Raw genomic sequence first — 25,016 nt, forward strand, 5'->3', positions numbered from 1 at the left:
AACTCCCATTTTATTTTGATGCGGCGATCCATACGCTGGCATCTCCACCGGTTTGACTGGCTTCGGCGTAGGGCACCAGCAGCACCGGCTGAGCTTTGTTTGCGCTTGTCCTCAGCTTAGCAATATACGCCTGCTTCCCAATCCATTGCGCCGGAAGCTTTGTAGCAGCATTGGCAAGCTGCAGCGCAGAAGGCGTTTGGAAGACAACTTTTGTAATATCAAAAGCAGGATTCAATGATTGATCCACAGACAGTACCTGCGGCCCTCTTTTAATGGCCATAAAATTGGGATAGCTTTGTCCGCCCGGTAAAATGGTTACAGGTATTTCAAATGATACTGCGATCGTATTTTCCCGGTCCCAGTTACGGTCGATAGCGATCAGCTCATTGGCCGTACCGGTATAGGTTTTTCCGCCAACAGTTGCTTTAAATTTCGTTGCCCAAACCGGCACGCGCAGCTGCAGTGCAAAGCGGGCGGCGGATGGAACCTGTACTCCGATGGTTGCCTTTCCTTCTGCCGGAAAGCCCGAGTGGATTTGCAGTACAAGCGGAAGCGCTTTGCCATCGGCCGTTTGAACCTGGTCCCTGATATTGGCGGCTTCATACATCAGCACGGTAGGACGATTATTTAGTTTTCCATAATTCAGGTATGGGATCAGTGCAATGCCCCTGGGCACGCTGGACAAACAGCAGGTAATATTACAACGATAGGGTTTTACACCAATCAGTGGGGTATAATAACTCACGCAGCCGGTTTCCGGGTTTTCAGCCCCCAGCAAATGATTGTATACGGCCTTTTCAATTTCATTATAATATTTCAGATCGCCGCTGATGGCAAACAATTGCATATTCAGCTGGATCCATGTAGTGGTAACACAGCCCTCCCCCATATGTGCTGCAGTATCTGCCTGTAATACATAATCCGGTTTAAAGTGCTCATGATCGCTGGTACTTCCGGTAATAAACAGGCGCCTGGCCGTAATATCGTCAACCGCATACTGAGCAGCTCTCAGGTATTGGTCTTCCCCCGTAAGACGGTACAATTTAACAATACCCACCAGGTTCGACATCATTTCATAGGCTTTCCCATTTGCCACCTTGTCAACCTGTTTTTCATTCAATAAGGTTTTAACGATGGAAGGTCCGCCTTCATGGTCATACGATTTTACAATATACCGGCAAAAATCGAGATAGCGCAGGTCACCGGTCCACATATACAGATCAGCCATCGGATCAATCACCGAAGTAGCCGCCATGCCCACATGCGACCCCGCTTTAATAATGTCTTTTTGACCGGCGGCATCGCCGAAATTTTTCACCAGCAGGTTGCCCACTTTTACGGCTGCGTCCAGCGCACGCTGATCGCCCGTTACCCGGTAATAGGCCAGCAGCCCGAACAGGTCATATTTGTGTACCCAAACATCCCAGGAGGTCCAGTAGCTATCCGGCAGGTACGTACCCAGGTAACCATCCGCCAGCTGCGTGTTGATCAGCGCATTAAAAATGCGGTCCATCTGTGTTTTTAAGGCCGCGCTCTTTGTGATCATCCAGGTATTGGCAGCCGTTTCCAGGTATTTCCCAACGTGTTCACCAATCCAGCGTTGCTTGCCCGGCCGGGATTGAAATCCTTCCAGGATGCCCTTTTCATCGATTTTCAGCAGCCGGTTATTGAGATTATAATCATACCGCAATCCGAGGTAACCGGTCAGCCGGTCGCTTTCAGGCAGCTGAACGGCATAAGCGGCAGGAACGGCATAGTCCGTTTTAAAAACCGGCAGCGAAGCCTGCTGTGCCTGAACCGATGAAAGCACCGTTCCGGTAATGAAGAAAGCAGAAAGAAATTTTTGAATCAGCATGATCGTTATGTTTTAATAGTCTTAAATAATTGGTTCCTATAAGCGCCGGGAAATGATTATTCTTTTCCCACAAAATGGGCAATTACCTCGTTATAGTAAGGGATGGAAGATTGTGCACCTTCCCTTGTTACAGAAATGGCCGCAGCCCTGCAGGCGAAGCGCGTAGCCTCCGGCAATTGCATGCCGTTGGAAAGCCCCACAACCAATGCCCCGTTAAACACATCACCGGCGGCGGTGGTATCTACAGCCTGAACCGCTTCTGTGGGCACCAGGGTCATCTTCCCCTGTTCGCAAACCAGGGCACCCTGCGCTCCCAGTGTTACAATCACAACGGAAGCGCCCATTTCCAGGATCGCCTTCGCCGCTTTTTTTGCCGTATCCAGGTTTTTGACCTTTATCCCTGTAAGCAATTCCGCTTCGGTTTCATTGGGTGTAAGGATATGCGTATACTTTAGTAACTGCGGGGGAATGGTCTGTACGGGGGCCGGGTTGATGACCACCTTTATATTTTTGGATGCGGCATACCGGGCTACATGCAAAATCGTTTCCATGGGTATTTCAAATTGCATCAACACCATCGTACACTTTTCCAGTTCCTTCAAAATTGCTCCCGTAAAATCTTCCGGAAGCAGGGCATTATTGGCGCCCTGACTAACCACGATGCTGTTCTCCCCTTTTTGGTCCACCGTAATCAAGGCCACACCGGAGGGAAGGATATCGTCAGACAACATAAAGCGTGTATCAATACCTTCCTCATGAAACAACTGGGAAGATTGCCGGCCAAAGACATCATTACCCACTTTAGAAATAAACAGGGTTGCGCCGCCCAAACGGGCCACCGTTACCGCCTGGTTGGCCCCTTTGCCACCGGGGTTCATAAAAAAATGATGCGCCAGGATCGTTTCTCCCGGAACGGGAATCCGTTCTGCATTTACCACCATATCCATGTTGGTACTGCCAACCACAGCGATCCTGGGAAAATTTGTATGTTGTTTTTTCTGCATGGTTTACAATCGTATTTCTGTTCCGAAAATAATACACCACTGCCGCACTTTTAAAACCTTGTTTTATAAAAACAATTATTTTTAATGTTTAAAAATAAAAAATTTCCGATCTAATAATTTGATAATTATTTATTTATAAAATAAAAAAAGCAAATTCAATATATTTATGACAGATACGTTGATACGGTTGATCCGGTCCCTTTCACCTGCAGAAAAGCGGCAATTTAAAATGGGCGCTAAAAAACAACAGCAGCAAAAAGCCTATGTGATCCTTTTTGACCTGATTGACCGGTCTGATAAAACAGACTGGAAATACATCAAGCAACAGTTTCAAAAACACTGCCCTGCTTCATCTGCGGAAAGCACGGCAACCTATCTTTTCCAGTCGGTGACAGACGTCCTGATCCAAAATAAAGTAAAGGCTGATGAAGGGTTTAAACTGATGTACGGGATCATGAAGGCAGATCTGTTCCGGCAACGGAATTTACTGGACCAGTCCTTTACCGAGGTCAGGGCACTGCTTCCGATAGCCGAGAAGATGCAAAAGCTTCCGCTCCGGTATCTTTTAAAAAGAGCAGAGCTAAACTATTTTTCCGAAACCAATTTCGAGGGTATCAATGAAAAAATACTTATTGCCAAACAACAGGAGGCGCGTGATCTGCTAAAGGACCTGAGGCATGAGCAAGAGCATCATTCCCTCTATGAAATACTGAAACACCGGCTCGGCAACCAGCTGCAAAAGAAAACCACCGGAAAGAAAATGGTGCTGGACGACCTGGTGTTGAGCGAACTGGCCATTGTAAACAACAAGACCCAACACCACCTGGAATCCCGCAAACTGCATCTCCTCTTTCAGTCGTTCTATTTTACACGCATCGGCGATTACCAGTCTGCGCTGAAAACCTTCTATGTGTTGAACACGCTCTTTGAAAAGAATGAACCGCTGCGGCCCAATCCGCCGATCGATTATTACAATACGCTGGATGGTATACTGGACAGTTTGAAAATGATCCGGCACTATGATGAAATGCCTTATTTTATTGAAAAGTTGTACCAGCTGGAACAGGAGCATTACCCGGATTATTTCCGTTTCCTCGTAAAGAAAACCGCCCTCCTGTACGAGCTCAGCCATTATGCCTACCTGGAACAATGGGAAAAAGCCATCGATCAGATCCGCAATACGCCCGCTTCCGGTTTCAGCGATTTTTCGCTCATTCACGAAAAGAAACAGGCAGAGCTGATCTTTTATGCTTCCCTCGCCTGGTTCCATATGCGCAACTTTAAGAAGGCCCTGAAATATGTAAACGAGCTGCTGCTACAGAAAACCCTGGACTATACACAGCCCTATTACCGGGTTTGCCGGCTCTTTAACATCGTACTACATTACGAAATGAAGGATCCTGAATATCTCGAATATGAGATCCGGTCGTACAAACGGTTCTTTAAAGGGAAAAATGCATTATACCCGCTCGAAAAATATATTTTTAAGATCGTAACGCTGGCTCCTTCCCGCAATCCGAGGTATAAAAACCAACAGCTTTGGGTTCAGTTGCAGCCACTTCGGGATGCTGCCGGAAGCATCCCCGAAGAGGCGCTGATGATGCACTATTTCGATTTTATGGAATGGGCCGTCGAAAAGTTCCGTTAACGGAACCAGATCCGTGTTGCGGAATAAAAACAACGCTTCTTTTTTACTACATTTGGTAACGCGTTGTTTTTTGTGTATGGAAACTTACGGAAAGATATTGCTGATTGCGATCCCTGTATTCCTGCTACTGGTATTACTGGAAATGGCTTATGCCTATCGCAATGAAAGCAAGGCAATGCGTACCAACGATATCATCAGCAGCCTGTTGAGCGGCGTTACTAATATTACCAAAGATGTACTGGGCCTCAGTATTGTGATCTATTCTTATTCATGGATGGTTCGCCACTTTGCATTGATGCATATTGAGGCTTCCTGGCTTACATACCTCGTTGCTTTTATCGTACTCGATTTTTCCGGTTATTGTGTGCACCGCATTCAGCATGAATATAATTTTTTCTGGAATGGTCATCTGGTACACCACAGCAGTGAGGAGTTTAACCTGGCCTGCGCTTTGCGGCAAAGCATTTCGGGCTTTGCAAATATTTTTGTCATTTTCCTGTTACCTGCCGCTTTACTGGGCGTTCCGGATAAAGTGATCGCCGTGGTAGCGCCCCTCCATCTTTTTGCACAGTTCTGGTATCATACCACCTTTATAAAAAAAATGGGCGTATTTGAAAAACTGATCGTAACCCCCTCCCTGCACCGGGTACACCATGCAATCAATCCCGAATACCTCGATAAAAATTACTCACAGATCTTTATCTTCTGGGACAAATTATTTGGTACTTATCAGGAAGAACGGCCGGATATTCCACCGGTATATGGTATTACACGGCCCGTGCGGACCTGGAACCCGGTAAAAATCAATTTTCAGCATGTGGGGCTTTTAATAAAGGATGCCTGGCGTACGCGTAGCTGGCGCGACCGCTTGCGTATCTGGCTGATGCCCACCGGGTGGCGGCCGGCAGACGTTCAGGAAAAATATCCTGTTTACAAAATAGAAGATGTTTATCATTTTGAAAGATACAACCCTTCCCTCCCGAAGAGCACAAAGGCCTGGCTTTGGGTACAACTCATTGCCCTATTGTTTTTTATTTGCTTCCTTTTCGGCAATATTGCCGCCATCGGTTCTCCCGGTATCTTTTACTACGGACTGTTTATCTTTCTGTTCGTGTATGCCCTGGCCGAGCTGATGGATGGAAGTTCACAGGCATGGATCTGGGAAGCGCTGAAAGGGAGCTGCGGTGTGGGCATTCTTTATTATTACGGAGATTGGTTCATGCTTAAAACGTATGTGCATGCCGGTTGGTACTTTGTGGCAGGATACCTCCTGCTATCGTTTGTAATGACCGTTATTTTCAGCAGGCGCCCCTGAGCTTTTGGCCACTTTTGCTCCGTATCCCTGTAAGAATCCTGGCTAAGCGTACGACATATCCGTAGCCGCGGTAGCTGATCCGGGCACCCCTTTTCTACTAAATTAATTAGTATTATCTTTGAACGATTTTAATCAGATCGATTATGACCCCACTGGCAGAACGGCTAAGACCGCATCGTTTGGAAGACCTGGTCGGACAGGAACATCTCACGGGCAATGGCAGTATCCTTCAAAAATCCATTGCAACCGGAAATATCCCCAGCATGATCCTTTGGGGGCCGCCCGGCGTAGGCAAAACCACCATTGCTACGATTATTGCCCATACGGTAAACCGGCCATTTTTATCGTTAAGCGCCATTTCCGCAGGCGTAAAAGACATCCGGGATGCCATCGCAACTGCCACGGCAGCGCGTGGTGCCATTTTATTTATCGATGAGATCCACCGTTTTAATAAAAGCCAGCAGGATGCGTTACTGGGTGCCGTTGAAAAAGGCATCATCACGCTGATTGGGGCCACCACCGAAAACCCGTCATTTGAGGTCAACAGCGCCTTACTCAGCCGGTGCCAGGTATATGTTTTAAAAGCCCTGGAAGAAAAAGACCTCGTAAAACTATTGCACCTCGCCATGGAGCAGGATGCGCAGATCCACAGCAAGCAGGTGCAGCTAAAAGAAACCGATGCCCTAATCCGGATCTCCGGAGGCGATGCCCGCAAGCTCTTAAATCTTTTTGAAATCGTCTGCGATGCCCTGGATACGCCTGCGGTTATAACCGATGCCGCCGTTATGCGCATTGCTCAGAAGAAAGTGGCGATTTATGATAAATCCGGCGACCAGCATTATGATATCATTTCGGCATTCATCAAATCGATCCGGGGCAGCGATCCCAATGGTGCCGTATACTGGCTGGCACGCATGATCGAAGGCGGGGAAGATATCAAGTTCATTGCCCGCCGCATGGTCATCTCTGCCAGCGAAGATATCGGTATGGCGAATGCCAACGCTTTGTTGCTGGCCAATGCTGCATTTGAAGCAGTTAATAAAATAGGCAATCCCGAGGCACGGATTATCTTATCACAATGTGCCATCTACCTGGCATCCTCTCCCAAAAGTAACAGCGCTTACATGGCCATCGATAATGCCCTGGCGGCTGTTCGCAAAACGGGCGACCTCCCGGTGCCGTTGCATATACGCAATGCTCCAACCAAGCTGATGAAAAACCTTAACTATGGAAAAGATTATCAATATTCCCATAGCTTTGAAAACAATTTCAGTGAGCAGGAATACCTGCCGGATGGCATTGCAGGTACTGCATTTTATGAACCGGGCAATAATCCGCGGGAAAATGAATTAAAGGCGCACTTAAAAAAATTATGGAAAGATAAATACAACTTTTGATGCAGCAACAACCGGTTATTGAATGGACATGCCGATCTTTTGATCAACTATCTGCAACAACACTTTATACGATCCTCCAACTGCGGGCCGCCGTTTTTGTAGTAGAACAAACCAGTATTTACCAGGACCTGGATGGTAAGGATTTTAGGGCGCTTCATATAACCGGCACCGACAATGGGCAGCTGGTTGCATATACCCGGCTGCTCCCTCCCGGCATTTCCTATAAAGAGCCGTCTATCGGGCGCGTAGTGGTAGCATCATCGCACCGGGCCTACGGGCTGGGAAGGGAACTGATGCAACACAGTATGGATACCTGCCAGGAGCAGTTTGAAGAAAAAGCCATTCGTATCAGTGCCCAACTATATTTGAAAAATTTTTATACCTCCCTGGGATTTGATCCGGTGGGTGATCCCTATGATGAGGACGGGATCCCTCATATTGAAATGGTAAAAACAGGTTAAGCAGTACCGGCCCTGGCAGGAGGCCGGCCGGTGGATGTGTTCGCAAACACAGCGTACAGGCTCACCGGCAAAACGAAAATCCGGGTGCCGGCAACAATTTACTCGGATAACAAATGAATGCGGTCATAGATCCGCAGTGTGTCCGCAACCTTTAGCCGGTTTCCTCCAATCACCGCTACCCGCTGTCCCTGCTTTGTAGCTTCTTTTGGCCGGGTAATTGCTTCGTTAACCGCCGCTGTATATCGAAGCTGTAATTTGTAGCGTTCAATGCTTTCATTTTTTGCCAACATGTTACCCGCCGAACCTGCTTTTCCAGGCATCAGGCTGCCACCGCCAATTCCAATTTCCGTCCGGACGTTCGGGCTTGGCGTACCGCCCGTTGCATTGGGCGTCCTTCCTGAAGATGCAGTTGATCGCAGACTTTGCGCCATATGTGCATTATAAATAGCAGAGTAGCGTGCAGCAACAGGTACCGATCTGGTAAGACCCGGCTTGCTGCGATTGGCTTCCGGAGCCGGTGCTTTTTCTTTTTCCTGCGCCGGCATCCTATAACCCGTTACCACCACAGGCTTTAATGTGGGCTTGTGTTCGTTTTTATCAGTGGCATGTTCCTGTTTTTCCTTTATCCCATACCCTGTTACCACAACCTCCTTCAGTGATGGTGAAGCGGCATCCTTTTTTGTGGTGATGAGCACCACTCCATTCTTTGCAGCTTCACCATAGGTCTTTTGTGCAGCAGCATCCTTCAGCACAGATACTGCCTGGATCTTGTCAGGGGCCATTGCTTTTAAACGATCCGAGTTCGCCGGTTTACCGTCGATCATATACAACGGGTCTGCGCCGTTGCCATTGCTGCTGAAAAATAAAGTTTGAGCATGTTGTTGCCCGGTGTTTACATGGACCGCACTGCCCCTGGAATTGTTGGCGGTGGTATTTGCCGGCACCAATGCAATGCCCTCGCTTCTACCCTTTAGCGGTACCGTTGTAGCATCCTTCCCTGTGGTATATGCATAATTAACGGTTCCGGAAAAAACCAGCTTGCTCTTTACTGAATCTGGCGCTGCAGGACCGTTCTTTGTAACAATGAGCACCACACCGTTTTTCCCTTCATTGCCATATAACGCAGTCGCCTGACCGTCTTTTAAAATGGAAACCGATTCAATATTATCGGGGCTGATGGCGTTCCATTCCTGTTCCGGCTTTTTTACCCCATCTACTACCAGTAAAGGCTTCACTTCGGGATTTCGAAGCTGAACAATCACGGTTTCGTTCGTGCCCCCTGGTGCATGCATCCGCAGCTTTACCTCCGGTCTTTGAGGAACAGTATCCCGGCTTTTACCATTCATTTTTAAATGCATCAGGTCATCCATTTTTTTACTGGTGGTCATCAACAGCAAATTAGATCTTATTCCAAAATGCTCAAAGGATGCTGATTTTGGTGAAGCGCCAACAGACAGGATCTTAAACCGGTCGATCTGTTTATTAGCTTCATCCATCGTCATGATTTTATTATCTGCCCAAATTTTAAAATCATCCGGTCCGTTTACATCATCCCGGTCGAGCACGGCACCCCCACCCGCTCCAAGCACTACGGCCTCCCCATCTATAAACCATACCGGTTGATGGGAACTGCCCGCCATTTGTCGGGCCCTTTCAAAAATATCATCCGATGATTTTTTGAGTGCAGCGTCCTCCGGAAGCGCCGGCTGCTCATGCTGGATCACTTCCTTCCGGAACGCCAGCAGCAATACCGCCACCACCGGCAGCAAAAACAGGAACTTGGTCAGGTGTACGCGTGCAGATTTGATGCTGTTCATCATCGCGATCCTGTTTTTCAATGAAGAGAAATTAAAATGATTGGCAAAGGCAAACTGTTTATTCCCCATCACCTTCAGCAACAGGTACTGGTATTCTTTTTTGTCCATGCCATTTTGTAATACCTGTTTATCGGCAAGGAATTCTAAATTTTGCTTAAGGCTTTTACGCAGCAGCCATACAAAGGGATTAAACCAAAGCAGGATACACAACAATTCGCTCCAAACGATATCAATTGTATGCTTTTGCCGCACATGCACAAATTCATGCCGGATGATCTCTTCCAGTTCTTCCCCGCTATGCAGTTCCGTATTTACAAAAATGGCATTCCCAAATGAAAAAGGGCGTACATCTTCATCCAGCTGGTAAATACGGGTACGGTCATCTGATATCAGCTGCGCCCGTTTTTTGATCCGCAGAAAGGAAAGATACATGATTGAAAAACGGCACAGCAGTACCACTGATCCGATCCCCCCCGCAATCAGTACCCAATCCCAGGCAGACAGAGATTCCAGCAGGGAAGTTTGTTGGCCATCTGCAGCAAACCTAAACACCGGTATCAGTTGCACCAGGGCATTACGGTCCAGTTCTTTTTTCTGCAGCTCCGGCATCACATCAATCAGGGGAATCACAAAACTCAGCACACTGTACCCCAGCAGGTACCAGCGATTCCAGTTGTAAAATGTAAGGCGCCGTAAAAACAGCTGATAAAACAGGTAAACAACGGCCAGACAAATACTCAGCTTGAGCACATAATCAATAATGACAGGCATAATATAAGAGTTGAGATTCAAGATTCGAGATTTCAGATTCCGATAGCTTTTAACCGCTAGCCCACGGCTGAAGACGGAAGCTTAAAGCGGATAGCAGACAACTGATCGCTATTTCTTCTTCCCGCTTTCAATCATCTTTACAATATCTTTTAGCTCCTGGGCTGATAATTTTTTCTGATCTACAAAAAAACTTACCAGCTCTTTATACGAATTGCTGAAATAATCTTTTACCACACCGCCCATAAAGCGCCGTTTATATTCATCTTCGGAAAGAGCCGGCTTGTATACATATACATTACCAAACAGCCTGCTGGTTACATATCCCTTTTTCTCCAGGTTCTTGATGGTGGAAGCTACGGTGGTATAAGGCGGTTGTTCCGCCAGTTGTTCCATAAATGCCTTTACATTGCCCTCGCCCACCTGCCAAACGGCAATCATCAGCTGCTCTTCCTGTGCGGTTAATTTTTTCATCTTATACGATTTTCGAGTAAACTTACGAATGATTCGTAATTATGCAAAATTTTTTTCCCTTTTTAAGACAACCCTTACAACCGAATCCGCATCCTATTGTTATCTTTGGTAGCACATATTTTCATAAAAACAACAAGATGAAGTATTTACTCGTATTATTGGTAACCATTCTCAGTTTTAGCAGTGCCCGGAGCCAGGCCCTACCCCCCTATAAACAATACAAAACCCTTCCGGCGATAAGGCTTCTTTCTGCCGATAGTACCGGATGGGAATTAAAAGCGAAAATTCAAAAGAACAAACCTGTAATGATCATGGCCTTTAGTCCGGAATGTGATCATTGCAAACATGAAACGGAAGAACTGGTAAAAAATATAGATAAGTTTAAAGACATTCAGATCGTAATGATTTCGCTGCTGCCGCTGAAGAACATGGCAGCTTTTGCTGCACATTACCAATTGCAAAAATACCCCAATATTCTCATCGGTAAGGACAATGCCTTTGCAACCCCTACCTATTACGGTTTTAGCAGTCTGCCTTTCCACGCATTTTATTCCAGCAACAAGCAGCTGATCAGTGGTTTTGAAGGTAGCATGTCGATTGCAACGATTTTAAAAATTTTCGGCAAATAGTTTTTTAATTGTTTTTTAAAAGAAGGTCCGGCAAAGCACCCGCTTTTCGCCGGGCTTTCTTTTTAACGCCCCGGAAGGGCTGATTCCGCAAGCCCGCACCGTTTTTTGATAGAAACAACTGCAAATGCGCATAATCTTACACAAACGGTATGCTTTATCGCCTCGCTTTTGCTATTTTTGACCAAATTGATTATTAAGATGAAAAAACTTCACCTTTCACTGATTGCATTGATCATTGCTATTGCCGGTTTTGCCCAAAATACCGTAAAACGTCCAAAACTGGTTGTTGGCATTGTAGTGGACCAGATGCGCTGGGATTACCTTTACCGTTACGCCGACCGCTATGGCACCGGAGGGTTTAACCGGATGCTAAAGGAAGGATATACCTGTGAAAATACATTTATCAGTCACCTGCCTTCCTTTACAGCAGTAGGGCATACCACGGTATTTACCGGGTCGGTTCCGGCCATACATGGTATTACCGGTAACGACTGGGTAGACCAGCTGACCGGAAAATCGGTTTATTGTACCGACGATTCCACGGTGCAGGGTGTAGGTAGTAATTCAAAAGCAGGAAAAATGTCGCCCCGCAATAACCTGGCAACAACCATTACAGATGAATTGCGACTGGCCACCAACTTCCGTTCAAAAGTAGTGGGGGTTTCTTTAAAGGACCGTGCGTCCATTCTTCCCGCGGGCCACAATCCTACTGCCGCCTTCTGGTTTGATGATGATAGTCGTCAGTTCATTTCCAGCACCTGGTATATGAAAGAGCTTCCAAACTGGGTAACCCAATTTAATGGTAGAAAGGAGCCGGAGACCCTGACATCAAAGCCATGGAACACGTTATACCCCATCAATACCTATACCCAAAGCACGGCCGACGATGTAAAATGGGAAGGAAAATTCAAAGGCGAAAAAACCACCAGCTTTCCGCACGATCTGAAAGATATCTTTAAACAGGATCCGGATGTGATCCGCAGCTCTCCCTATGGAAATACGCTTACCCTGAATTTTGCAAAAGCCGCCGTTGACGGATACCAGCTGGGAACAGGTGCTTCCACGGACTTCCTTACCATCAACTGTGCATCTACGGATTATGTGGGTCATATGTACGGGCCCAACTCTATTGAAGTAGAAGATGTATACCTGCGACTGGATAAAGACCTGGATACTTTCTTTAAATACCTGGACCAGAAAGTTGGAAAAGGCAACTACCTCGTTTTCCTGACCGCAGATCATGGAGCGGCCCATGCCATCCGGTTTATGCAGGAGCATCAAATGCCGGCCGACTTCTTCCAGAATGGTAAGGTCATCCGCGCGTTGAACGACCTGCTGAAAGCACAATTCGGGGAAGACAAGCTGGTTCGCTCCGGTGCCAATTACCAGGTGCATTTTAACTATGACATCATCGAAAACAGAAAACTGGATTATACTGCCATCAAAAAAGCAGCCATGGCATTCCTGCAAAAGCAGGATGGTGTTCAGTTTGTAGCAGATGTTGAAAACATTGGCAATGCAGCTATACCAGAGCCTATAAAAACGATGATCATCAACGGGCATAACCCCAAACGCTCCGGTGCCCTACAGATCGTTTTAGATCCAGCATGGTTCAGCGGCTCACCGGGCGGTACCGGAACCACCCACGGAACCTGGAATCCGCACGATACACATATTCCCCTGGTTTGGTTTGGCTGGGGCATTAAACCCGGAAAATTAACACGGGAAGTACATATGACCGACATTGCACCTACCCTTGCCGCATTGCTGCATATTCAGCGTCCGAACGGATGTATTGGTAGTGTCATTCCAGAAGTTGGGCAATAGCAGGGTGGTATGAATAAACAGTTTACGCTCTTACTTTGCTGCTGTATCTTTTTTATTACAGTGCACGCACAAACAGACAGCCTGGAAACGCCCGCCGGCGCACCACTCCGGACGGATTCGGTTACACCTGTAACACCAGACACCCTGCCAGCGCAGGTAAACTCGGGCATACAGGTAAAAGATGAACAGGTATATCACCTCCGGAACGGATTGACCCTGGTGTATCCCCGCCCCAAGCCATTTGGTTTTATTACCGATCTTCCAAGGGACGGATGGCAATATGTAAAGAACAGCTTTGCAAAGGAAAGCATCAAACCCTGGATTATGATCGCCGGGGCTACAGGTGTGCTGCTGGCCCTGGACCAGCCCATTGCCGATGAATTGCACCGCTTTTCTGACCGCATCCATTATCATCGGGACAATTCATACAAAACGGTTTGGGAGGTCAAGATCGGCACTTCCAAAACCAGCCTGCTGCGGATTCCCAATAACCTGAACAGCGCTTTTTACCAGCTGGGACAGGGTTATATTAGCTTGCTGGTAGGTGCCGGGTTATTTACCTATGGTAAAATTGCCAACGATTACCGTTCCCGCAGCACGGCCAGTCAGCTGCTCGAATCCTTCTTCCTGATGGGTGCCAGCACCCAGCTGGTAAAACGGATCACCGGCCGCCAATCGCCTTTTATGGCCAGCAATCCGGGGGGCAACTGGCATCCCTTCCCATCCATTAAAGACTATCAAAAAAACACGCCGAATTATGATGCATTTCCGTCCGGTCACCTGGCTACGCTGATGAGCAGCGTTACCATACTGGCACAGAACTACCCGGAAAGCCGCTTTATTAAACCCATCGGATACAGTCTGGTAGCGCTTTTAGGCATGTCGATGATCAACAATGATGTGCACTGGGCCAGCGATTATCCGCTGGCGCTGGGCATGGGCTACCTGAGTGCTAAAACCGTTGCCAACAGAAGCCGGAAGTTGCTAAAGTCCATTGGCATGAATAAAAACGACCGGGCCTCCCTCTCGTTTTCCTTTGTGCGCCTTCACAACCAACTGATCCCTGGTTTCATCTATTCGTTTTAAGATACCGGTTCTATGAGACGTCCCGTCTCATAGAACCTCCTTTTTCTTGACATTAAACAAGAAATAGCACCTGTTGAACAGGTTGCTCCTGCAAGCTGTATTTTAGCAATATTAAAAAAATACCATATGGACCTGACGCAACAATTTGAAGCTGCTGTGGCTGCCAGCAAAACCCTTGCAGAGAAACCTTCCAATGAAACACTGCTGCAGCTGTACTCCCTGTACAAACAGGCTACAGAAGGCGATATCCATACAGAAGCCCCTTCCAACCCGTTTGATTTTGTGGCAAAAGCAAAGTACAACGCCTGGGAAGAACAAAAGGGGAAATCAAAAGAAACCGCGATGCAGGAATATATTGCATGTATCGGCAAACTGAAAGGATAGCTATGCAAACAGGGCTTCCATTGTTACCTCCGATATAATGCGCCCGGTATAATAGATATTTTGTTTGGTGCCATAGGTCGTGATCATGGTAGGAAAGATCGTTTTCCTGGTTCGCGTCCGTTCCTGAAACACAGCTACTTTGCGGTCAAGCTCCGAAGCATACTTTTTATCGATGACAAATGCTTTGTCGGAGAACTTCATTTCGCACAGGTTGATGCAATGGTCCTGGCGGTCTAGCAGCAGGTCGATCTGAGTGCCGGTTTCTCCCGGCTTCGGCGTATACCGCCAGCCGGAAGCTTCCGTATAAACCCCGCTGATGCCCAGGGCCTTCTTAATTTGCGGTACATGCTTCTGGCAAATAGCTTCAAAAGCATAACCGCTCCAGCTGTTATAAGACGATCCCGCTGCGATCTTATGCCAGGTACCTGCTCCCATCGCGCGGGCCCGGTCAACAAATTTCAGGTAAAACAGGGAATACTCATCAGATAGCTTATAAATGGCGTCGCGCGCCGCTTTCTCAAATGGTATGTATTGAGTAATAAATCCCGACTGTTCCAACTCTTCAAATAATCGGGTCGTTGTTCCCCCCGTGGTGAATCCACACGCCGCTATCACTTCAGTCCGGCTCATTCCGCCTGCCTTTTTTGCAAGCTGCCGGACGATAGATTCATGATGACTGGCATTGTTAAACAGCGACCGGTACAACACATTAAATTCTGTTTTTAACATGCCATCCTTTTTAAAGAAAAGTTTATCGATCACCTGGTTTGCGCTTTCGCCTTTATTAACCTGCTTCAGGTACTGGGGAATTCCACCCATCGCCATGTATAGCTGCAACACCTGGTAACGGTCTAACCGGATACCACGACTTAAAAGATAGGTTTCAGATTCCTCTAAACTAAAGGGCAATAAGCGGATGGTACGGCTTACGCGGTTATGAAGGCCGCCCCTGTTGTGCAGCACATTTTCAATCATCCAGGAAGCTGCAGAGCCGCAGATAACCACTTTCAGCTGTGGCTGGCGCGATGCCCAGGTATTCCACCAATGTCCGAAGGCCGTTAAAAATCCGGATCTGGGCGTATGCATCCATGGAAATTCATCAAACAGCACCACCACCGGTTGCGTTTTAATTTTTGTTTGCAGAAAATTACTGAGAAAAGAGAAGGCCTGTATCCAGGTATCCGGAGTGGCCGGAGGTATCACCGATTGCATGGCTTGCTGAAGGGCCTTACTGAAGTTTAATAATTGATCTGCCAGCCCGGCTTCATGAAGGCCGGTACACTCAAATACAAGCTGCTGCTCATAATAGCCCCGTACAAGAAATGTTTTGCCAACGCGGCGGCGGCCCAGAATGGCGATCAGCTCGGCCTCCCTGGAATCCAGCATTTCTTTGAGGATCTTCTTTTCGGCATCCCGGCCAATAATGGTGGTTGCTGGCATAGTTGTGGACAAATTTATTTTTTTATACTTGTCCATAAATATACTTTGAAATACAGATATGGACAAATATAAATTTACATTTTCGTCCACATCCTCTATTTTAAATGCCGGAAGCGGCACCGGTGTAAAAGGATAAACCCGGCGCAACTGAAGAGCAGGGATCAGTTCAACCGTCCTTAACAGCAGTTCATGCATCGGAAGTGGTCCTGCAGGCAGTTTCAGGTGTAAACAATTTCTCAGGCAACTAGCTTTGTGCTGCTTAAAACAGATCGCAATGAATCGCTGCTTCAAAAGGAATATGAGCCCGGTATGGGCACTGTGCTTCGTCTTTACAATAACTGCGTGTGAAAAAAAAGAACAAGACACAGCCCCTACACCAGATGCTCCGTCTGCAAATGTATACATTGCAGGGTATGCCTATAACGGCTCAAAAGATGTAGCCATGCTCTGGAAAAACGGCGTTGCAACCAGCCTTACAAATGGATCAACAGATGCTTATGCCACGGGGGTATTTGTATCCGGAAATGATGTATATGTTGCAGGCAATGAATACAACGGTACCAAACAAATAGCCCGGCTCTGGAAGAACGGCACTGTTTCCAATCTCATGGATGCCCCCGGCAATACCGGGGCACATGCGGTATTTGTAAACGAAGGTAGTGTATATGTATGCGGATATGAAACCGGTAGCAACGGCTATACCGCCAAATACTGGAAGAACGGGCAGCCGGCCAATCTTACCAACGGCGCATTCGACGCAGAAGCAAAAGACATATTTGTATCCGGTAACGATGTGTACGTTGCAGGGTATGCGCATAATGGTTCGCATCCCATTGCCACAATCTGGAAAAACGGTGTAGCGACCCCTCTTACCGACGGTTCCAAAGAATCTGCCGCCTCCGGCATATTTATAAGCAATCAGATGGTTTATGTGGCCGGCTATGAGTACAACGGTACCAAACAGGTTGCCACACTCTGGAAAAACGGGGTGCCTGCCCGTCTTACAGATGGTACATTTAACGCAGAGGCCAATGCCGTTTTTGTAAAGGGAGCGGATGTATATATCGCCGGGCAAGAGCAAACCGGAACAAAAAGAGTTGCCCGGATGTGGAAAAACGGGGTATCCTCCGGTCTTACGAACGGAGTCGCAAACGCCGGGGCATCTGCCGTTGCGGTAAGTGGCGTGGATGTATATGTAACCGGATATGAATACAATGGGATGGTAAAAACAGCCCGGTTCTGGAAAAACGGTAAGGCTGTTACGCTGGTTAACCAAGACCAATGGGCCGCCGCAAACCGTGTGTTTATCACCAATTAGTTCCGGCTAAATACCCTTACGCAAAACCGCCACAGTAACCAGCAATTGCCCGGTATGGCGCATCGTATGCTCTGCCGCATGAAAACAAAGTCCGATCACCGTAGAAGGCAACCCCACCCTTCCAACCTTCCGGAATGCGCCTAACGATCCGGCATCCAGTTTCCGGTACCGGCGGATGGTTTGCTGAATACCGTTCTCTAACGCCTTTAACAACTGCTGTGTGGTATCGCCCTGGTTGAGGGCTTCATTCTTAAGATATTCCAGCTGCCCGGGCTCAAGCATTTGCCCTTCGGCGTAGCTCAGCAACCGGTCCAGCACGCCTGCGATGTGCTTCAGGTGAAAACCCACCGCAGCCACACCCGCCGGCCGCTCCCACAATAGGGCGTCCGGGAAATCCGGCAAGAGGGTCTCCAGCTCTTCCCCGGCCTGCAGCAACGCATCTGCTGCAGGCTGCAGCTCAGGCGCCAGCAAAGGATCCTTTTCGCCCCGCAACCATACTTCTTTTTTTGCTTCCAACGAGATAATCTTTAGTTTTTTTAAAAGCCGCTTCCTCACGGGCCATTATAAAAATACCCTATTTACGGTCAACAACAAAAAGCCCGCTCCTTTCGGAACGGGCTTCTGTTTAAAGCATCTTTAATATAGTTATACCCGGAAGTGTGCAAATGCCTTGTTGGCTTCTGCCATACGGTGGGTATCTTCTTTCTTTTTGAAAGCTGCACCTTCGCCTTTGCTGGCGGCAACGATTTCATTCGCCAGTTTATCCGCCATGCTGCGACCGTTCCGGTCACGGCTGTAACGGATCAGCCATTTAATGCTCAATGAAATCTTACGATCGGGGCGCACTTCCGAAGGAATCTGGAAGGTGGCACCACCAATACGACGGCTGCGTACTTCAACCGCAGGCGTTACATTGGACAAAGCCTTTTTCCAAACCTCGTATCCATCTTCGTTGGTTTGTTTTGCAACCTTGTCCAGCGCATCGTAAAAAATAGTGAATGCTCCACTTTTTTTACCCTCCCACATCAGGTTGTTTACAAAACGGGTAACCAGTTTATCGTTGAATTTGGGATCCGGTGCTAACGGAAGTTTCTTGGCTTGTGCTTTACGCATTTTATTCTAATTTTTCTGAAATCTGATAATTGTTACAGCTAATTATTTTTTAGCTTTTTTAGTTCCGTACTTAGAGCGGCTCTGCTTACGGTCTTTTACACCGGCAGTATCCAGGCTTCCGCGTACGATATGATAACGTACACCCGGCAGATCCTTCACACGACCACCTCTGATCAGTACGATCGAGTGCTCCTGCAGGTTATGTCCTTCACCCGGAATATAAGCGATCACCTCTACTTTATTGGTCAAACGTACTTTAGCTACTTTACGCAGCGCAGAGTTTGGTTTTTTAGGAGTGGTAGTATAAACACGGGTACAAACACCACGACGCTGCGGACACTGATCCAACGCTCTGGATTTGCTCTTTGCCCTTATGATTTCTCTTCCTTTACGAACTAATTGATTAATAGTAGGCATTCTTTAATGCTTTAAATTTAGGACGGCAAAGGTAGCATTTGTTGATGAACTTACAAAAATAATTCTCATTTTTTCTGCTCCGCTCTTATTTTTTAAACCGGCTGCTGTAATACTGCTCATCTTCGTTGTGTCACTCCCTTGTACTGCAGGATCTATAATCATCTGTTTTTCAAAAAATTACAGGACACCGGCCTGCAAAGTTAATACAATCGCTGTTTTGGTAACAACACCGGTGCCTGTAAGCGTTCACATTTCATTGAACGCAGAAAAGAAAAGCACTTTTATCAGAACCGGTATGTAAACCCAACATTCACTATCGCCTTCGGTGTCCTGAAATACTGGTCCCCCGGCACAGACACTTCGGGCGCCGGCACCAGCCGCTCCGTCAGATTGATCGTTTTTCCAACCTTAAACTGGTACCCCAAGGCTACCTGCCCTATTCTTTTTTGCAGCGGGCTAAAAAGGGTGTCCTTGCCATTTTTATCGTTTAATAAGTTGAACGTGGGACCGACAGCTACATTGATCACATTAGAGCTGTATTTGTACGGCAACGGAAGCGAAAAGAAATGACAGGTGCTGGAACGACGCCCCAGGTAACCACTTTGCAGATCGTAGCCCCGGTAACGAATACCTGTTTCAAAACGGCTGTGTGTAAACCGGTGCTCATAATGCAGCCCGGCAACCGGACCGGTGCTATATCCACTGGCCCGTTGAAGGACAGTAGCACCCCCTACCAAGTGTTTCCTTTGTTCGGTTTGCGCCGTTGCCGTCAGGGCCGCCAATGAAAGAGGCAATGTTCCGGAAAGATACCATACGGGTTGTTCACATAAACGTTTTGTGTGTAATAAGGATCTCATAAATGATGGTTTCAATTGGTGAATCATTAAACAGTAGAAGACAAAAATAGCCGTACACCTGTTAGCGATAACATAATGAAACCCAAAGGATTTGTTATTTAACAAACAGGCCCGGGAATGTATTCCCGGGCCTGTTTGTTACCAAAAATAGTGACTATACCTTTTCCAGCCATCCGTACGGATCGCCATGTTTGTTTTCCTTATAATCCAGCAGGTATTTCTTTATCTCCGCGGAAACCGTCATGCTTTCCACATCAAACTCCATCACCAGCTCATGTCTTGTTTTTATTCCATACATTCAGTCAAGCGCCAGAGACCCTGATGTTCTCAATGGTTTTGTATGGGCGTAAATGCGGTATTACAATCAATTTTGACGGCAATAATAAATGTTATGTATATCTTCAGCAACCCCATCGCTATCCCAGTCGACCTTTTCTTTATTTAGTTCCAACGTCAATTCGTTGCTGTTCAACGTAACAATCTTGTATTCATTTTCGCCGGAGCCTTCACTCATATACAAGATGCTATCCTTTAAATGATAAGAAAATGACCGGTTTGCAAAAGACCCCTTCCATCTTCCCTTTCCGTTCCTGTAAAACTCCAAATAACTATCCTGAGGAGTGATCTCCCCCGACTGCGTAAATTTAGGGGTCACCTTTTTCCAGCTAACGTGTTCAACTTTCCACGAATAACTTATGGGATCATTTACATTCTTCTTTCCGCAACTTATTGATAATAAAACAATGCAGATCAGTTTTATTTTATTAGAAATTTTAATTTTCATAAGCAAGCATATTGTTTGCATGAATATTCGTTCAAGACCAAAGTTCTTATATAAAACAGATCTGGTTATGCCAGATCTGTTTTATAATATACCCCGCCGGTCAAACTCAGCCGCCTTCTTAGACCTTATACTTTCTCCAGCCACCCGTACGGATCGCCGTGCTTGTTTTCCTTATAATCCAGCAGGTACTTTTTCATCTCGGCGGAAACCGTCATGCTGTCTACATCAAATTCCATCACAAAATCCTTATACTTCAGCTCTTTTACATGCGAAATAGTAGCCGCCGTACCACAACCGAATACCTCTTTTAAATTGCCGGCTTTATATGCCTCAATCAGTTCATCAATCGACACCCTGCGCTCTTCCACCTTAAAGCCCTGGTCGCGGAACCGCTCCAGCAGGCTCAACCGGGTAATACCACTTAAAATGGTACCATCCGTAAGATCCGGAGTTACCAGCGTATCTCCGATAATAAACATGATATTCATGGCACCCACCTCCTGTACATATTTGTGCTCCAGGGCATCCATCCACAATACCTGGTCGTAACCCTGTTTTTTGGCTTCGGCAGATGACAGCAGGGAGGCGGCATAGTTACCACCCGTTTTTGCAAATCCGGTACCGCCGGGGGCAGCCCTGGTATATTTCTCCTCGACGTAAATCCGGGCCGGTGCAGAAAAATAAGAACCGGCAGGGCCCGTAATGATCAAGAATTTATAGGAAGATGATTCTTTTACGCCCAATGTTTCTTCTGTGGCAAAAAGGAACGGACGAATGTAAAGCGATTCATCATAACCGGAAGGAATAAAATCCTTATCCAGCTCCACCAGCTGTTTCATCCCATCAATAAAAATTTCTTCAGGAACGGAAGGCATAGCCAGGCGCTCTGCCGAACGGTTCATCCGCTTCCAGTTTTCATGCGGCCGGAAGATGTGGATATTACCATTTTCGTCTTTATGCGCTTTTTGTCCTTCAAATATCGTTTGGGAGTAATGTAGTACAGATAGGGCCGGTAGGAAGCCGAGCGACTGATATGGGCGGATATTGACATTTGTCCACTGACCATTCACATAATCCGCTTCCAGCATGTGGTCAGAAAAATACTTTCCAAAACCCAGGTGGTTAAAATCCACCTGCTCAAGGTTGCTTTTACCGGTTTTCGTTACCGGTATACTCATTGCTTCCACCATAAAATATTATTTTTGATCCCGATACCTTTTCGGGTAATGCGAAGATACGAAAAGCCTTAACGCAAAAATCCTGATCAGGCATTGAAGGTTGAACCACATAGACACATAGGCAAACAAATGCATGGTAACAAAGAAATATCTTGATGACCTTACATACGAAGTATTGGGCTGTGCTATTGAAGTGCACAAACAGTTAGGTCCCGCCCTGCTGGAAAGCGTTTATGAAATTTGCTTTACAAGGGAGTTGAGCCTTAGAAATATTGAGTTCAAAACCCAGATCAATGTGCCTGTTACCTACAAGGGAATCGATCTGGAAGCAAAATTGAGACTTGATGTATTGATAGCGGATATCTTGTGTGTAGAACTAAAAGCCCAGGAGGGCTTTCTACCGATTCATGATGCTGTATTGTTATCGTACATGCAAATGCTTCAAAAACCCAAAGGAATGCTGATAAACTTTCATTGTACCAATATTTTTAAATATGGGCAAAAAACATTGGTGAATGCTTTATTTTCACAATTACCGGATAGATAACATAGGAATCGGCTATGTGTCTATGTGGTTTCAAAAAGTATCAAAATGAGTCTGAATAAAATTGATCTGTCGCCCCAGTTGATCGCGCGATTGTATCCCAAATCCCTGTCAATAGATCCTACAACCCAGGCCCCGCCTGCTGCGCGGCCGGAACCTTCAGCAGAGGCCTCCGTTGAAGAAGTACCGGCTGTGGCTGCGCCTGCCGACTGGAAATCGCTGGGTGGGAATAAAAAAAACATATTGGTGATGGTGCATTATCCCAACGACCTGCACCTGCCCGATACTGCTTTTCAATTTCTTTCGCAGTTGCTCAATGCCTGCAAATTCACCCCCAATGACGTGGCCATCGTAAACCGCCATCACTACCCCGGACTGGACTATAAAGAAATGACAGATCATTTTCAGAGCAGCCACCTGCTACTGTTTGGCACTACAACGGCTACCGTTGGTCTTCCTTTCGAAATTCCGCAATACCAGGTACAGCAATTTGACGGACTCACCGTAGTGCATGCGCCCGCCCTGCATGAACTTAAAGAAGATAAACCGGCCAAGACCCAGCTTTGGGCCAGTCTTAAAAAAATGTTCAATATATGATCGAACTCATTTTTGCTACCAATAATGATAATAAAGTGCGGGAGATCCGGCAGGCATTACCGGAAGGGTTTTCAATTATCAGCTTACAGGAAGCCGGTATTTTGAAGGATATTCCGGAACCCCACCCCACCCTGGAGGCCAATGCCACCGAAAAATCAACCGTTATCTACGAGCTTACCGGGAAAAACTGCTTCAGCGAAGACAGCGGCCTGGAAACGGCAGCACTCAATGGTGCACCTGGGGTGCGCAGCGCCCGCTTTGCCGACGGGGAACCACAGTATGCCTCCAATACCGATAAACTACTCGCCCTGTTAAACGGAAAAGAGGATCGCAGCGCCCGGTTCAAAACGGTTATTTCATTAATAATCAATGGAGAAGAAGCTCTTTTTGAAGGCACTTGTGAAGGAACCATAGCCCGGGAGCCCCTGGGTACCGGCGGCTTTGGCTACGACCCCGTATTTATCCCGGACGGCAGTACCAAAACATTTGGCCAGATGAGCCTGGAAGAAAAACAGGAATTTAGTCACCGGAAGAAAGCAGTTAAAAAACTGGTGGTATATTTGACAAATCTTGCTGGTAAAAAAATGTAGCAGCGCCGGTTAGAAAGGGGTTCGCCAGTGTCCTGGAACCCACATAAAATCTGACCAGGGGCCTACTTTTTAAAAAATTTAAAAATTTGAATACAGAAAGCAACCATATTATACCGGACAGCGACTTAATAAAAGGATGTATTGACGGAGATCGAAGGATGCAGGAAGAACTATACCGGCGTTTTTCTCCCAAAATGTACGCTGTTTGCCTGCGTTATGCTTCCAATGCCGAAGAGGCACAGGATATATTGCAGGACGCGTTCATTAAGGTTTATAAAAAGCTGGATAGCTTTCGCGGGGACGGATCATTTGAAGGATGGGTGCGCCGTATTTTTGTAAACACGGCCATTGAACATTTCCGCAGAAAGAAGTACCTGCAGCCGGTAACAGAAAAGGAAGAGAATACTATCGAAGGGAAATATGTTTCCGTATTGGACGAACTAGCTGAAAAGGATATTTTACAACTGATCACGCAATTATCTCCCGGTTACCGGACGGTATTTAACATGTATGTGGTGGAAGGTTACTCGCATAAAGAAATCGGCGACATGTTGGGTATCAGTGAAGGAACCAGTAAATCGCAGCTTTCGCGTGCAAAAGCGATCCTGCAGGATCTTGTAAAAAAATACATTGAGAATAAAGACAAAATAGATACCGTAAGCAATGAACAGCCATAAATTATATGACTATCAGGTAACGCCGCCGGCTGAGGCTTGGAAAAATATTGCAGGAGAACTGGACGTCCTGCAGGCGTTAAAACCACTGGGGCAGCAATTACAGGCCATGGAAACCCCACCGCCTGCTGCTGCCTGGGATCATATCCTGAACCATCTCGAAGATGAGCATTCCTTCAGCAATGTTGCAGAACGATTACGGGGCTTTGAAATGGCACCACCGGCCGCTCTCTGGAGCAAAATAGACGAGGCGCTGGATGCTGCAAAACCCGTGTCAACACTCGCCCCCGTACGAAAAGGAAATTTTAACTGGTCGAAATACGCAGTAGCAGCCTGCATTGTAGGACTACTGGGTTTCGGAGTTTTTCACCTGGTTGAAAAATCCAACAGGGATACGATAGGTTTGGCAGAGCGCTTTAAGGAAAAACAGGATTTAAGTACCCCTACCTTAGCCTTAGAGGATCCCAAAGACAAACCGGCGGTTAAACCGCATCCGGAAACCGGGCATAGTCTGGCCCTTAACGAAACACCCGTTAAAGCTTCGCAGATAAAAACCCCCGCGGGTAATACGTATAAAACAACCCTGGAGCGGAACAAAGCCATCGAGGGCCGGTATATCATGCTGATGACCGAAGACGGGAATGTGGTGCGTATGTCTAAAAAACTGGGCAATATGGCCGATTGTGTAGCAGGTGAAAACAGCGGCGAGGCCTGCAATTACCAGATCGAAAAATGGCAGAAAGAAATGGCCAAGGCTCCTGTAGCGGCCACACCGGATAACTTTCTCGATCTCCTGGAACTGGCCAAAACCGAAAACGCAGGGTTATAACCCAGCTCCC

Annotated in this window: 25 protein-coding genes; 14 read left to right on the plus strand and 11 right to left on the minus strand. The window is 46.9% G+C overall.

Annotation, left to right across the window (positions count from 1 at the left end; all coding sequences use genetic code 11):
* Positions 1 to 10: 10 nt before the first annotated feature.
* On the minus strand, positions 11 to 1,855 hold the full coding sequence (locus LQ567_RS23795; protein WP_231008415.1) for a beta-L-arabinofuranosidase domain-containing protein: 1,845 nt from the start codon (positions 1,853 to 1,855) through the stop codon (positions 11 to 13).
* A 56-nt stretch (positions 1,856 to 1,911) separates the two neighbouring features.
* Entirely contained in the window at positions 1,912 to 2,859 is a 948-nt protein-coding gene (gene rbsK / locus LQ567_RS23800; RefSeq protein WP_231008417.1) for a ribokinase, read from the minus strand.
* 166 nt (positions 2,860 to 3,025) lie between these two features.
* On the opposite strand from rbsK, the gene LQ567_RS23805 reads away from it, so the two are divergent.
* The 4 genes from LQ567_RS23805 (at position 3,026) to LQ567_RS23820 (ending at position 7,680) form a co-directional block, all read left to right on the plus strand.
* Positions 3,026 to 4,507, plus strand: coding sequence for a hypothetical protein (locus LQ567_RS23805; RefSeq protein WP_231008418.1), 1,482 nt, complete (start codon positions 3,026 to 3,028; stop codon positions 4,505 to 4,507).
* 76 nt (positions 4,508 to 4,583) lie between these two features.
* On the plus strand, positions 4,584 to 5,822 hold the full coding sequence (locus LQ567_RS23810) for a sterol desaturase family protein (RefSeq protein ID WP_231008419.1): 1,239 nt from the start codon (positions 4,584 to 4,586) through the stop codon (positions 5,820 to 5,822).
* A gap of 143 nt (positions 5,823 to 5,965) precedes the next feature.
* The gene (locus LQ567_RS23815; protein ID WP_231008420.1) at positions 5,966 to 7,219 is read left to right on the plus strand and encodes a replication-associated recombination protein A; all 1,254 of its coding nucleotides are present in this window, start codon (positions 5,966 to 5,968) and stop codon (positions 7,217 to 7,219) included.
* On the plus strand, positions 7,219 to 7,680 hold the full coding sequence (locus tag LQ567_RS23820) for a GNAT family N-acetyltransferase (protein WP_231008421.1): 462 nt from the start codon (positions 7,219 to 7,221) through the stop codon (positions 7,678 to 7,680). The genes LQ567_RS23815 and LQ567_RS23820 overlap by 1 nt, the downstream gene beginning before the upstream one ends.
* 98 nt (positions 7,681 to 7,778) lie before the next feature.
* Here LQ567_RS23820 and LQ567_RS23825 read toward each other — a convergent pair whose 3' ends face one another.
* Together LQ567_RS23825 and LQ567_RS23830 are read right to left on the minus strand one after the other, a co-directional pair.
* A complete protein-coding gene (locus LQ567_RS23825; protein WP_231008422.1) occupies positions 7,779 to 10,268 on the minus strand; it encodes a M56 family metallopeptidase in 2,490 nt (829 codons plus the stop codon).
* A gap of 108 nt (positions 10,269 to 10,376) precedes the next feature.
* On the minus strand, positions 10,377 to 10,739 hold the full coding sequence (locus LQ567_RS23830) for a BlaI/MecI/CopY family transcriptional regulator (protein ID WP_231008423.1): 363 nt from the start codon (positions 10,737 to 10,739) through the stop codon (positions 10,377 to 10,379).
* Between the two features lie 137 nt (positions 10,740 to 10,876).
* Between LQ567_RS23830 and LQ567_RS23835 the strand changes: the two genes are divergently transcribed.
* The 4 genes from LQ567_RS23835 to LQ567_RS23850 all read left to right on the plus strand — a co-directional run bounded on the left by LQ567_RS23835 (position 10,877) and on the right by LQ567_RS23850 (position 14,665).
* Positions 10,877 to 11,368, plus strand: a complete 492-nt coding sequence (locus LQ567_RS23835) for a TlpA family protein disulfide reductase (protein ID WP_231008424.1) — start codon at positions 10,877 to 10,879, stop codon at positions 11,366 to 11,368.
* A 198-nt stretch (positions 11,369 to 11,566) separates the two neighbouring features.
* A complete protein-coding gene (gene pafA / locus LQ567_RS23840) occupies positions 11,567 to 13,195 on the plus strand; it encodes an alkaline phosphatase PafA (protein WP_231008425.1) in 1,629 nt (542 codons plus the stop codon).
* Positions 13,196 to 13,204: 9 nt separating this feature from the next.
* A complete protein-coding gene (locus LQ567_RS23845; protein ID WP_231008426.1) occupies positions 13,205 to 14,281 on the plus strand; it encodes a phosphatase PAP2 family protein in 1,077 nt (358 codons plus the stop codon).
* 126 nt (positions 14,282 to 14,407) lie between these two features.
* On the plus strand, positions 14,408 to 14,665 hold the full coding sequence (locus LQ567_RS23850) for an acyl-CoA-binding protein (RefSeq protein WP_231008427.1): 258 nt from the start codon (positions 14,408 to 14,410) through the stop codon (positions 14,663 to 14,665).
* Here LQ567_RS23850 and LQ567_RS23855 read toward each other — a convergent pair whose 3' ends face one another.
* Entirely contained in the window at positions 14,666 to 16,117 is a 1,452-nt protein-coding gene (locus LQ567_RS23855; protein ID WP_231008428.1) for an AAA family ATPase, read from the minus strand.
* 262 nt (positions 16,118 to 16,379) lie between these two features.
* Here LQ567_RS23855 and LQ567_RS23860 point away from each other — a divergent pair, with 262 nt between their 5' ends.
* Positions 16,380 to 17,423 (plus strand): hypothetical protein, encoded by a 1,044-nt coding sequence (locus LQ567_RS23860; RefSeq protein WP_231008429.1) that lies wholly within the window; start codon positions 16,380 to 16,382, stop codon positions 17,421 to 17,423.
* Positions 17,424 to 17,429: 6 nt separating this feature from the next.
* On the opposite strand, the gene LQ567_RS23865 is transcribed toward LQ567_RS23860, so the two are convergent.
* From LQ567_RS23865 to LQ567_RS23890, 6 genes are all read right to left on the minus strand, one after another.
* Positions 17,430 to 17,939 carry a DinB family protein gene (locus tag LQ567_RS23865; protein WP_231008430.1) on the minus strand — a complete coding sequence of 170 codons (510 nt, stop codon included), beginning with the start codon at positions 17,937 to 17,939 and terminating at the stop codon, positions 17,430 to 17,432.
* Between the two features lie 129 nt (positions 17,940 to 18,068).
* Entirely contained in the window at positions 18,069 to 18,536 is a 468-nt protein-coding gene (gene rpsG, locus LQ567_RS23870) for a 30S ribosomal protein S7 (protein WP_231008431.1), read from the minus strand.
* Between the two features lie 42 nt (positions 18,537 to 18,578).
* Positions 18,579 to 18,953, minus strand: a complete 375-nt coding sequence (rpsL, locus tag LQ567_RS23875) for a 30S ribosomal protein S12 (RefSeq protein WP_026310044.1) — start codon at positions 18,951 to 18,953, stop codon at positions 18,579 to 18,581.
* Positions 18,954 to 19,237: 284 nt separating this feature from the next.
* Entirely contained in the window at positions 19,238 to 19,810 is a 573-nt protein-coding gene (locus tag LQ567_RS23880; protein WP_231008432.1) for a porin family protein, read from the minus strand.
* 364 nt (positions 19,811 to 20,174) lie between these two features.
* A complete protein-coding gene (locus tag LQ567_RS23885; RefSeq protein ID WP_231008433.1) occupies positions 20,175 to 20,594 on the minus strand; it encodes a hypothetical protein in 420 nt (139 codons plus the stop codon).
* A gap of 125 nt (positions 20,595 to 20,719) precedes the next feature.
* The gene (locus LQ567_RS23890) at positions 20,720 to 21,784 is read right to left on the minus strand and encodes a branched-chain amino acid aminotransferase (RefSeq protein WP_231008434.1); all 1,065 of its coding nucleotides are present in this window, start codon (positions 21,782 to 21,784) and stop codon (positions 20,720 to 20,722) included.
* A 121-nt stretch (positions 21,785 to 21,905) separates the two neighbouring features.
* On the opposite strand from LQ567_RS23890, the gene LQ567_RS23895 reads away from it, so the two are divergent.
* The 5 genes from LQ567_RS23895 (at position 21,906) to LQ567_RS23915 (ending at position 25,006) form a co-directional block, all read left to right on the plus strand.
* Positions 21,906 to 22,319 (plus strand): GxxExxY protein, encoded by a 414-nt coding sequence (locus tag LQ567_RS23895; RefSeq protein ID WP_231008435.1) that lies wholly within the window; start codon positions 21,906 to 21,908, stop codon positions 22,317 to 22,319.
* Between the two features lie 45 nt (positions 22,320 to 22,364).
* Positions 22,365 to 22,913 (plus strand): hypothetical protein, encoded by a 549-nt coding sequence (locus tag LQ567_RS23900; protein ID WP_231008436.1) that lies wholly within the window; start codon positions 22,365 to 22,367, stop codon positions 22,911 to 22,913.
* Positions 22,910 to 23,503: an RdgB/HAM1 family non-canonical purine NTP pyrophosphatase gene (gene rdgB / locus LQ567_RS23905; protein ID WP_231008437.1), complete on the plus strand. Its 594-nt coding sequence runs from the start codon at positions 22,910 to 22,912 to the stop codon at positions 23,501 to 23,503. The genes LQ567_RS23900 and rdgB overlap by 4 nt, the downstream gene beginning before the upstream one ends.
* An 86-nt stretch (positions 23,504 to 23,589) precedes the next feature.
* Positions 23,590 to 24,180 carry an RNA polymerase sigma factor gene (locus LQ567_RS23910; protein ID WP_231008438.1) on the plus strand — a complete coding sequence of 197 codons (591 nt, stop codon included), beginning with the start codon at positions 23,590 to 23,592 and terminating at the stop codon, positions 24,178 to 24,180.
* Positions 24,167 to 25,006 carry a hypothetical protein gene (locus LQ567_RS23915; protein WP_231008439.1) on the plus strand — a complete coding sequence of 280 codons (840 nt, stop codon included), beginning with the start codon at positions 24,167 to 24,169 and terminating at the stop codon, positions 25,004 to 25,006. The genes LQ567_RS23910 and LQ567_RS23915 overlap by 14 nt, the downstream gene beginning before the upstream one ends.
* The last annotated feature ends 10 nt before the right edge of the window (positions 25,007 to 25,016 follow it).

The organism is Niabella pedocola, from assembly GCF_021044425.1.
GTDB classification, from domain to species: domain Bacteria; phylum Bacteroidota; class Bacteroidia; order Chitinophagales; family Chitinophagaceae; genus Niabella; species Niabella pedocola.

Excerpts from the sequence above, each read along its gene's own strand:
- LQ567_RS23895 (WP_231008435.1), top strand. The coding sequence starts at position 21,906 with ATGGTAACAAAGAAATATCTTGATGACCTTACATACGAAGTATTGGGC.
- LQ567_RS23795 (WP_231008415.1), bottom strand. The coding sequence starts at position 1,855 with ATGCTGATTCAAAAATTTCTTTCTGCTTTCTTCATTACCGGAACGGTG.
- LQ567_RS23880 (WP_231008432.1), bottom strand. The coding sequence starts at position 19,810 with ATGAGATCCTTATTACACACAAAACGTTTATGTGAACAACCCGTATGG.
- rbsK (WP_231008417.1), bottom strand. The coding sequence starts at position 2,859 with ATGCAGAAAAAACAACATACAAATTTTCCCAGGATCGCTGTGGTTGGC.
- LQ567_RS23820 (WP_231008421.1), top strand. The coding sequence starts at position 7,219 with ATGCAGCAACAACCGGTTATTGAATGGACATGCCGATCTTTTGATCAA.
- LQ567_RS23885 (WP_231008433.1), bottom strand. The coding sequence starts at position 20,594 with ATGAAAATTAAAATTTCTAATAAAATAAAACTGATCTGCATTGTTTTA.
- rpsG (WP_231008431.1), bottom strand. The coding sequence starts at position 18,536 with ATGCGTAAAGCACAAGCCAAGAAACTTCCGTTAGCACCGGATCCCAAA.
- LQ567_RS23845 (WP_231008426.1), top strand. The coding sequence starts at position 13,205 with ATGAATAAACAGTTTACGCTCTTACTTTGCTGCTGTATCTTTTTTATT.
- rdgB (WP_231008437.1), top strand. The coding sequence starts at position 22,910 with ATGATCGAACTCATTTTTGCTACCAATAATGATAATAAAGTGCGGGAG.
- LQ567_RS23860 (WP_231008429.1), top strand. The coding sequence starts at position 16,380 with ATGAATCGCTGCTTCAAAAGGAATATGAGCCCGGTATGGGCACTGTGC.
- rpsL (WP_026310044.1), bottom strand. The coding sequence starts at position 18,953 with ATGCCTACTATTAATCAATTAGTTCGTAAAGGAAGAGAAATCATAAGG.
- LQ567_RS23825 (WP_231008422.1), bottom strand. The coding sequence starts at position 10,268 with ATGCCTGTCATTATTGATTATGTGCTCAAGCTGAGTATTTGTCTGGCC.
- LQ567_RS23850 (WP_231008427.1), top strand. The coding sequence starts at position 14,408 with ATGGACCTGACGCAACAATTTGAAGCTGCTGTGGCTGCCAGCAAAACC.
- LQ567_RS23835 (WP_231008424.1), top strand. The coding sequence starts at position 10,877 with ATGAAGTATTTACTCGTATTATTGGTAACCATTCTCAGTTTTAGCAGT.
- LQ567_RS23810 (WP_231008419.1), top strand. The coding sequence starts at position 4,584 with ATGGAAACTTACGGAAAGATATTGCTGATTGCGATCCCTGTATTCCTG.
- LQ567_RS23915 (WP_231008439.1), top strand. The coding sequence starts at position 24,167 with ATGAACAGCCATAAATTATATGACTATCAGGTAACGCCGCCGGCTGAG.
- LQ567_RS23805 (WP_231008418.1), top strand. The coding sequence starts at position 3,026 with ATGACAGATACGTTGATACGGTTGATCCGGTCCCTTTCACCTGCAGAA.
- LQ567_RS23900 (WP_231008436.1), top strand. The coding sequence starts at position 22,365 with ATGAGTCTGAATAAAATTGATCTGTCGCCCCAGTTGATCGCGCGATTG.
- LQ567_RS23830 (WP_231008423.1), bottom strand. The coding sequence starts at position 10,739 with ATGAAAAAATTAACCGCACAGGAAGAGCAGCTGATGATTGCCGTTTGG.
- pafA (WP_231008425.1), top strand. The coding sequence starts at position 11,567 with ATGAAAAAACTTCACCTTTCACTGATTGCATTGATCATTGCTATTGCC.
- LQ567_RS23890 (WP_231008434.1), bottom strand. The coding sequence starts at position 21,784 with ATGGTGGAAGCAATGAGTATACCGGTAACGAAAACCGGTAAAAGCAAC.
- LQ567_RS23815 (WP_231008420.1), top strand. The coding sequence starts at position 5,966 with ATGACCCCACTGGCAGAACGGCTAAGACCGCATCGTTTGGAAGACCTG.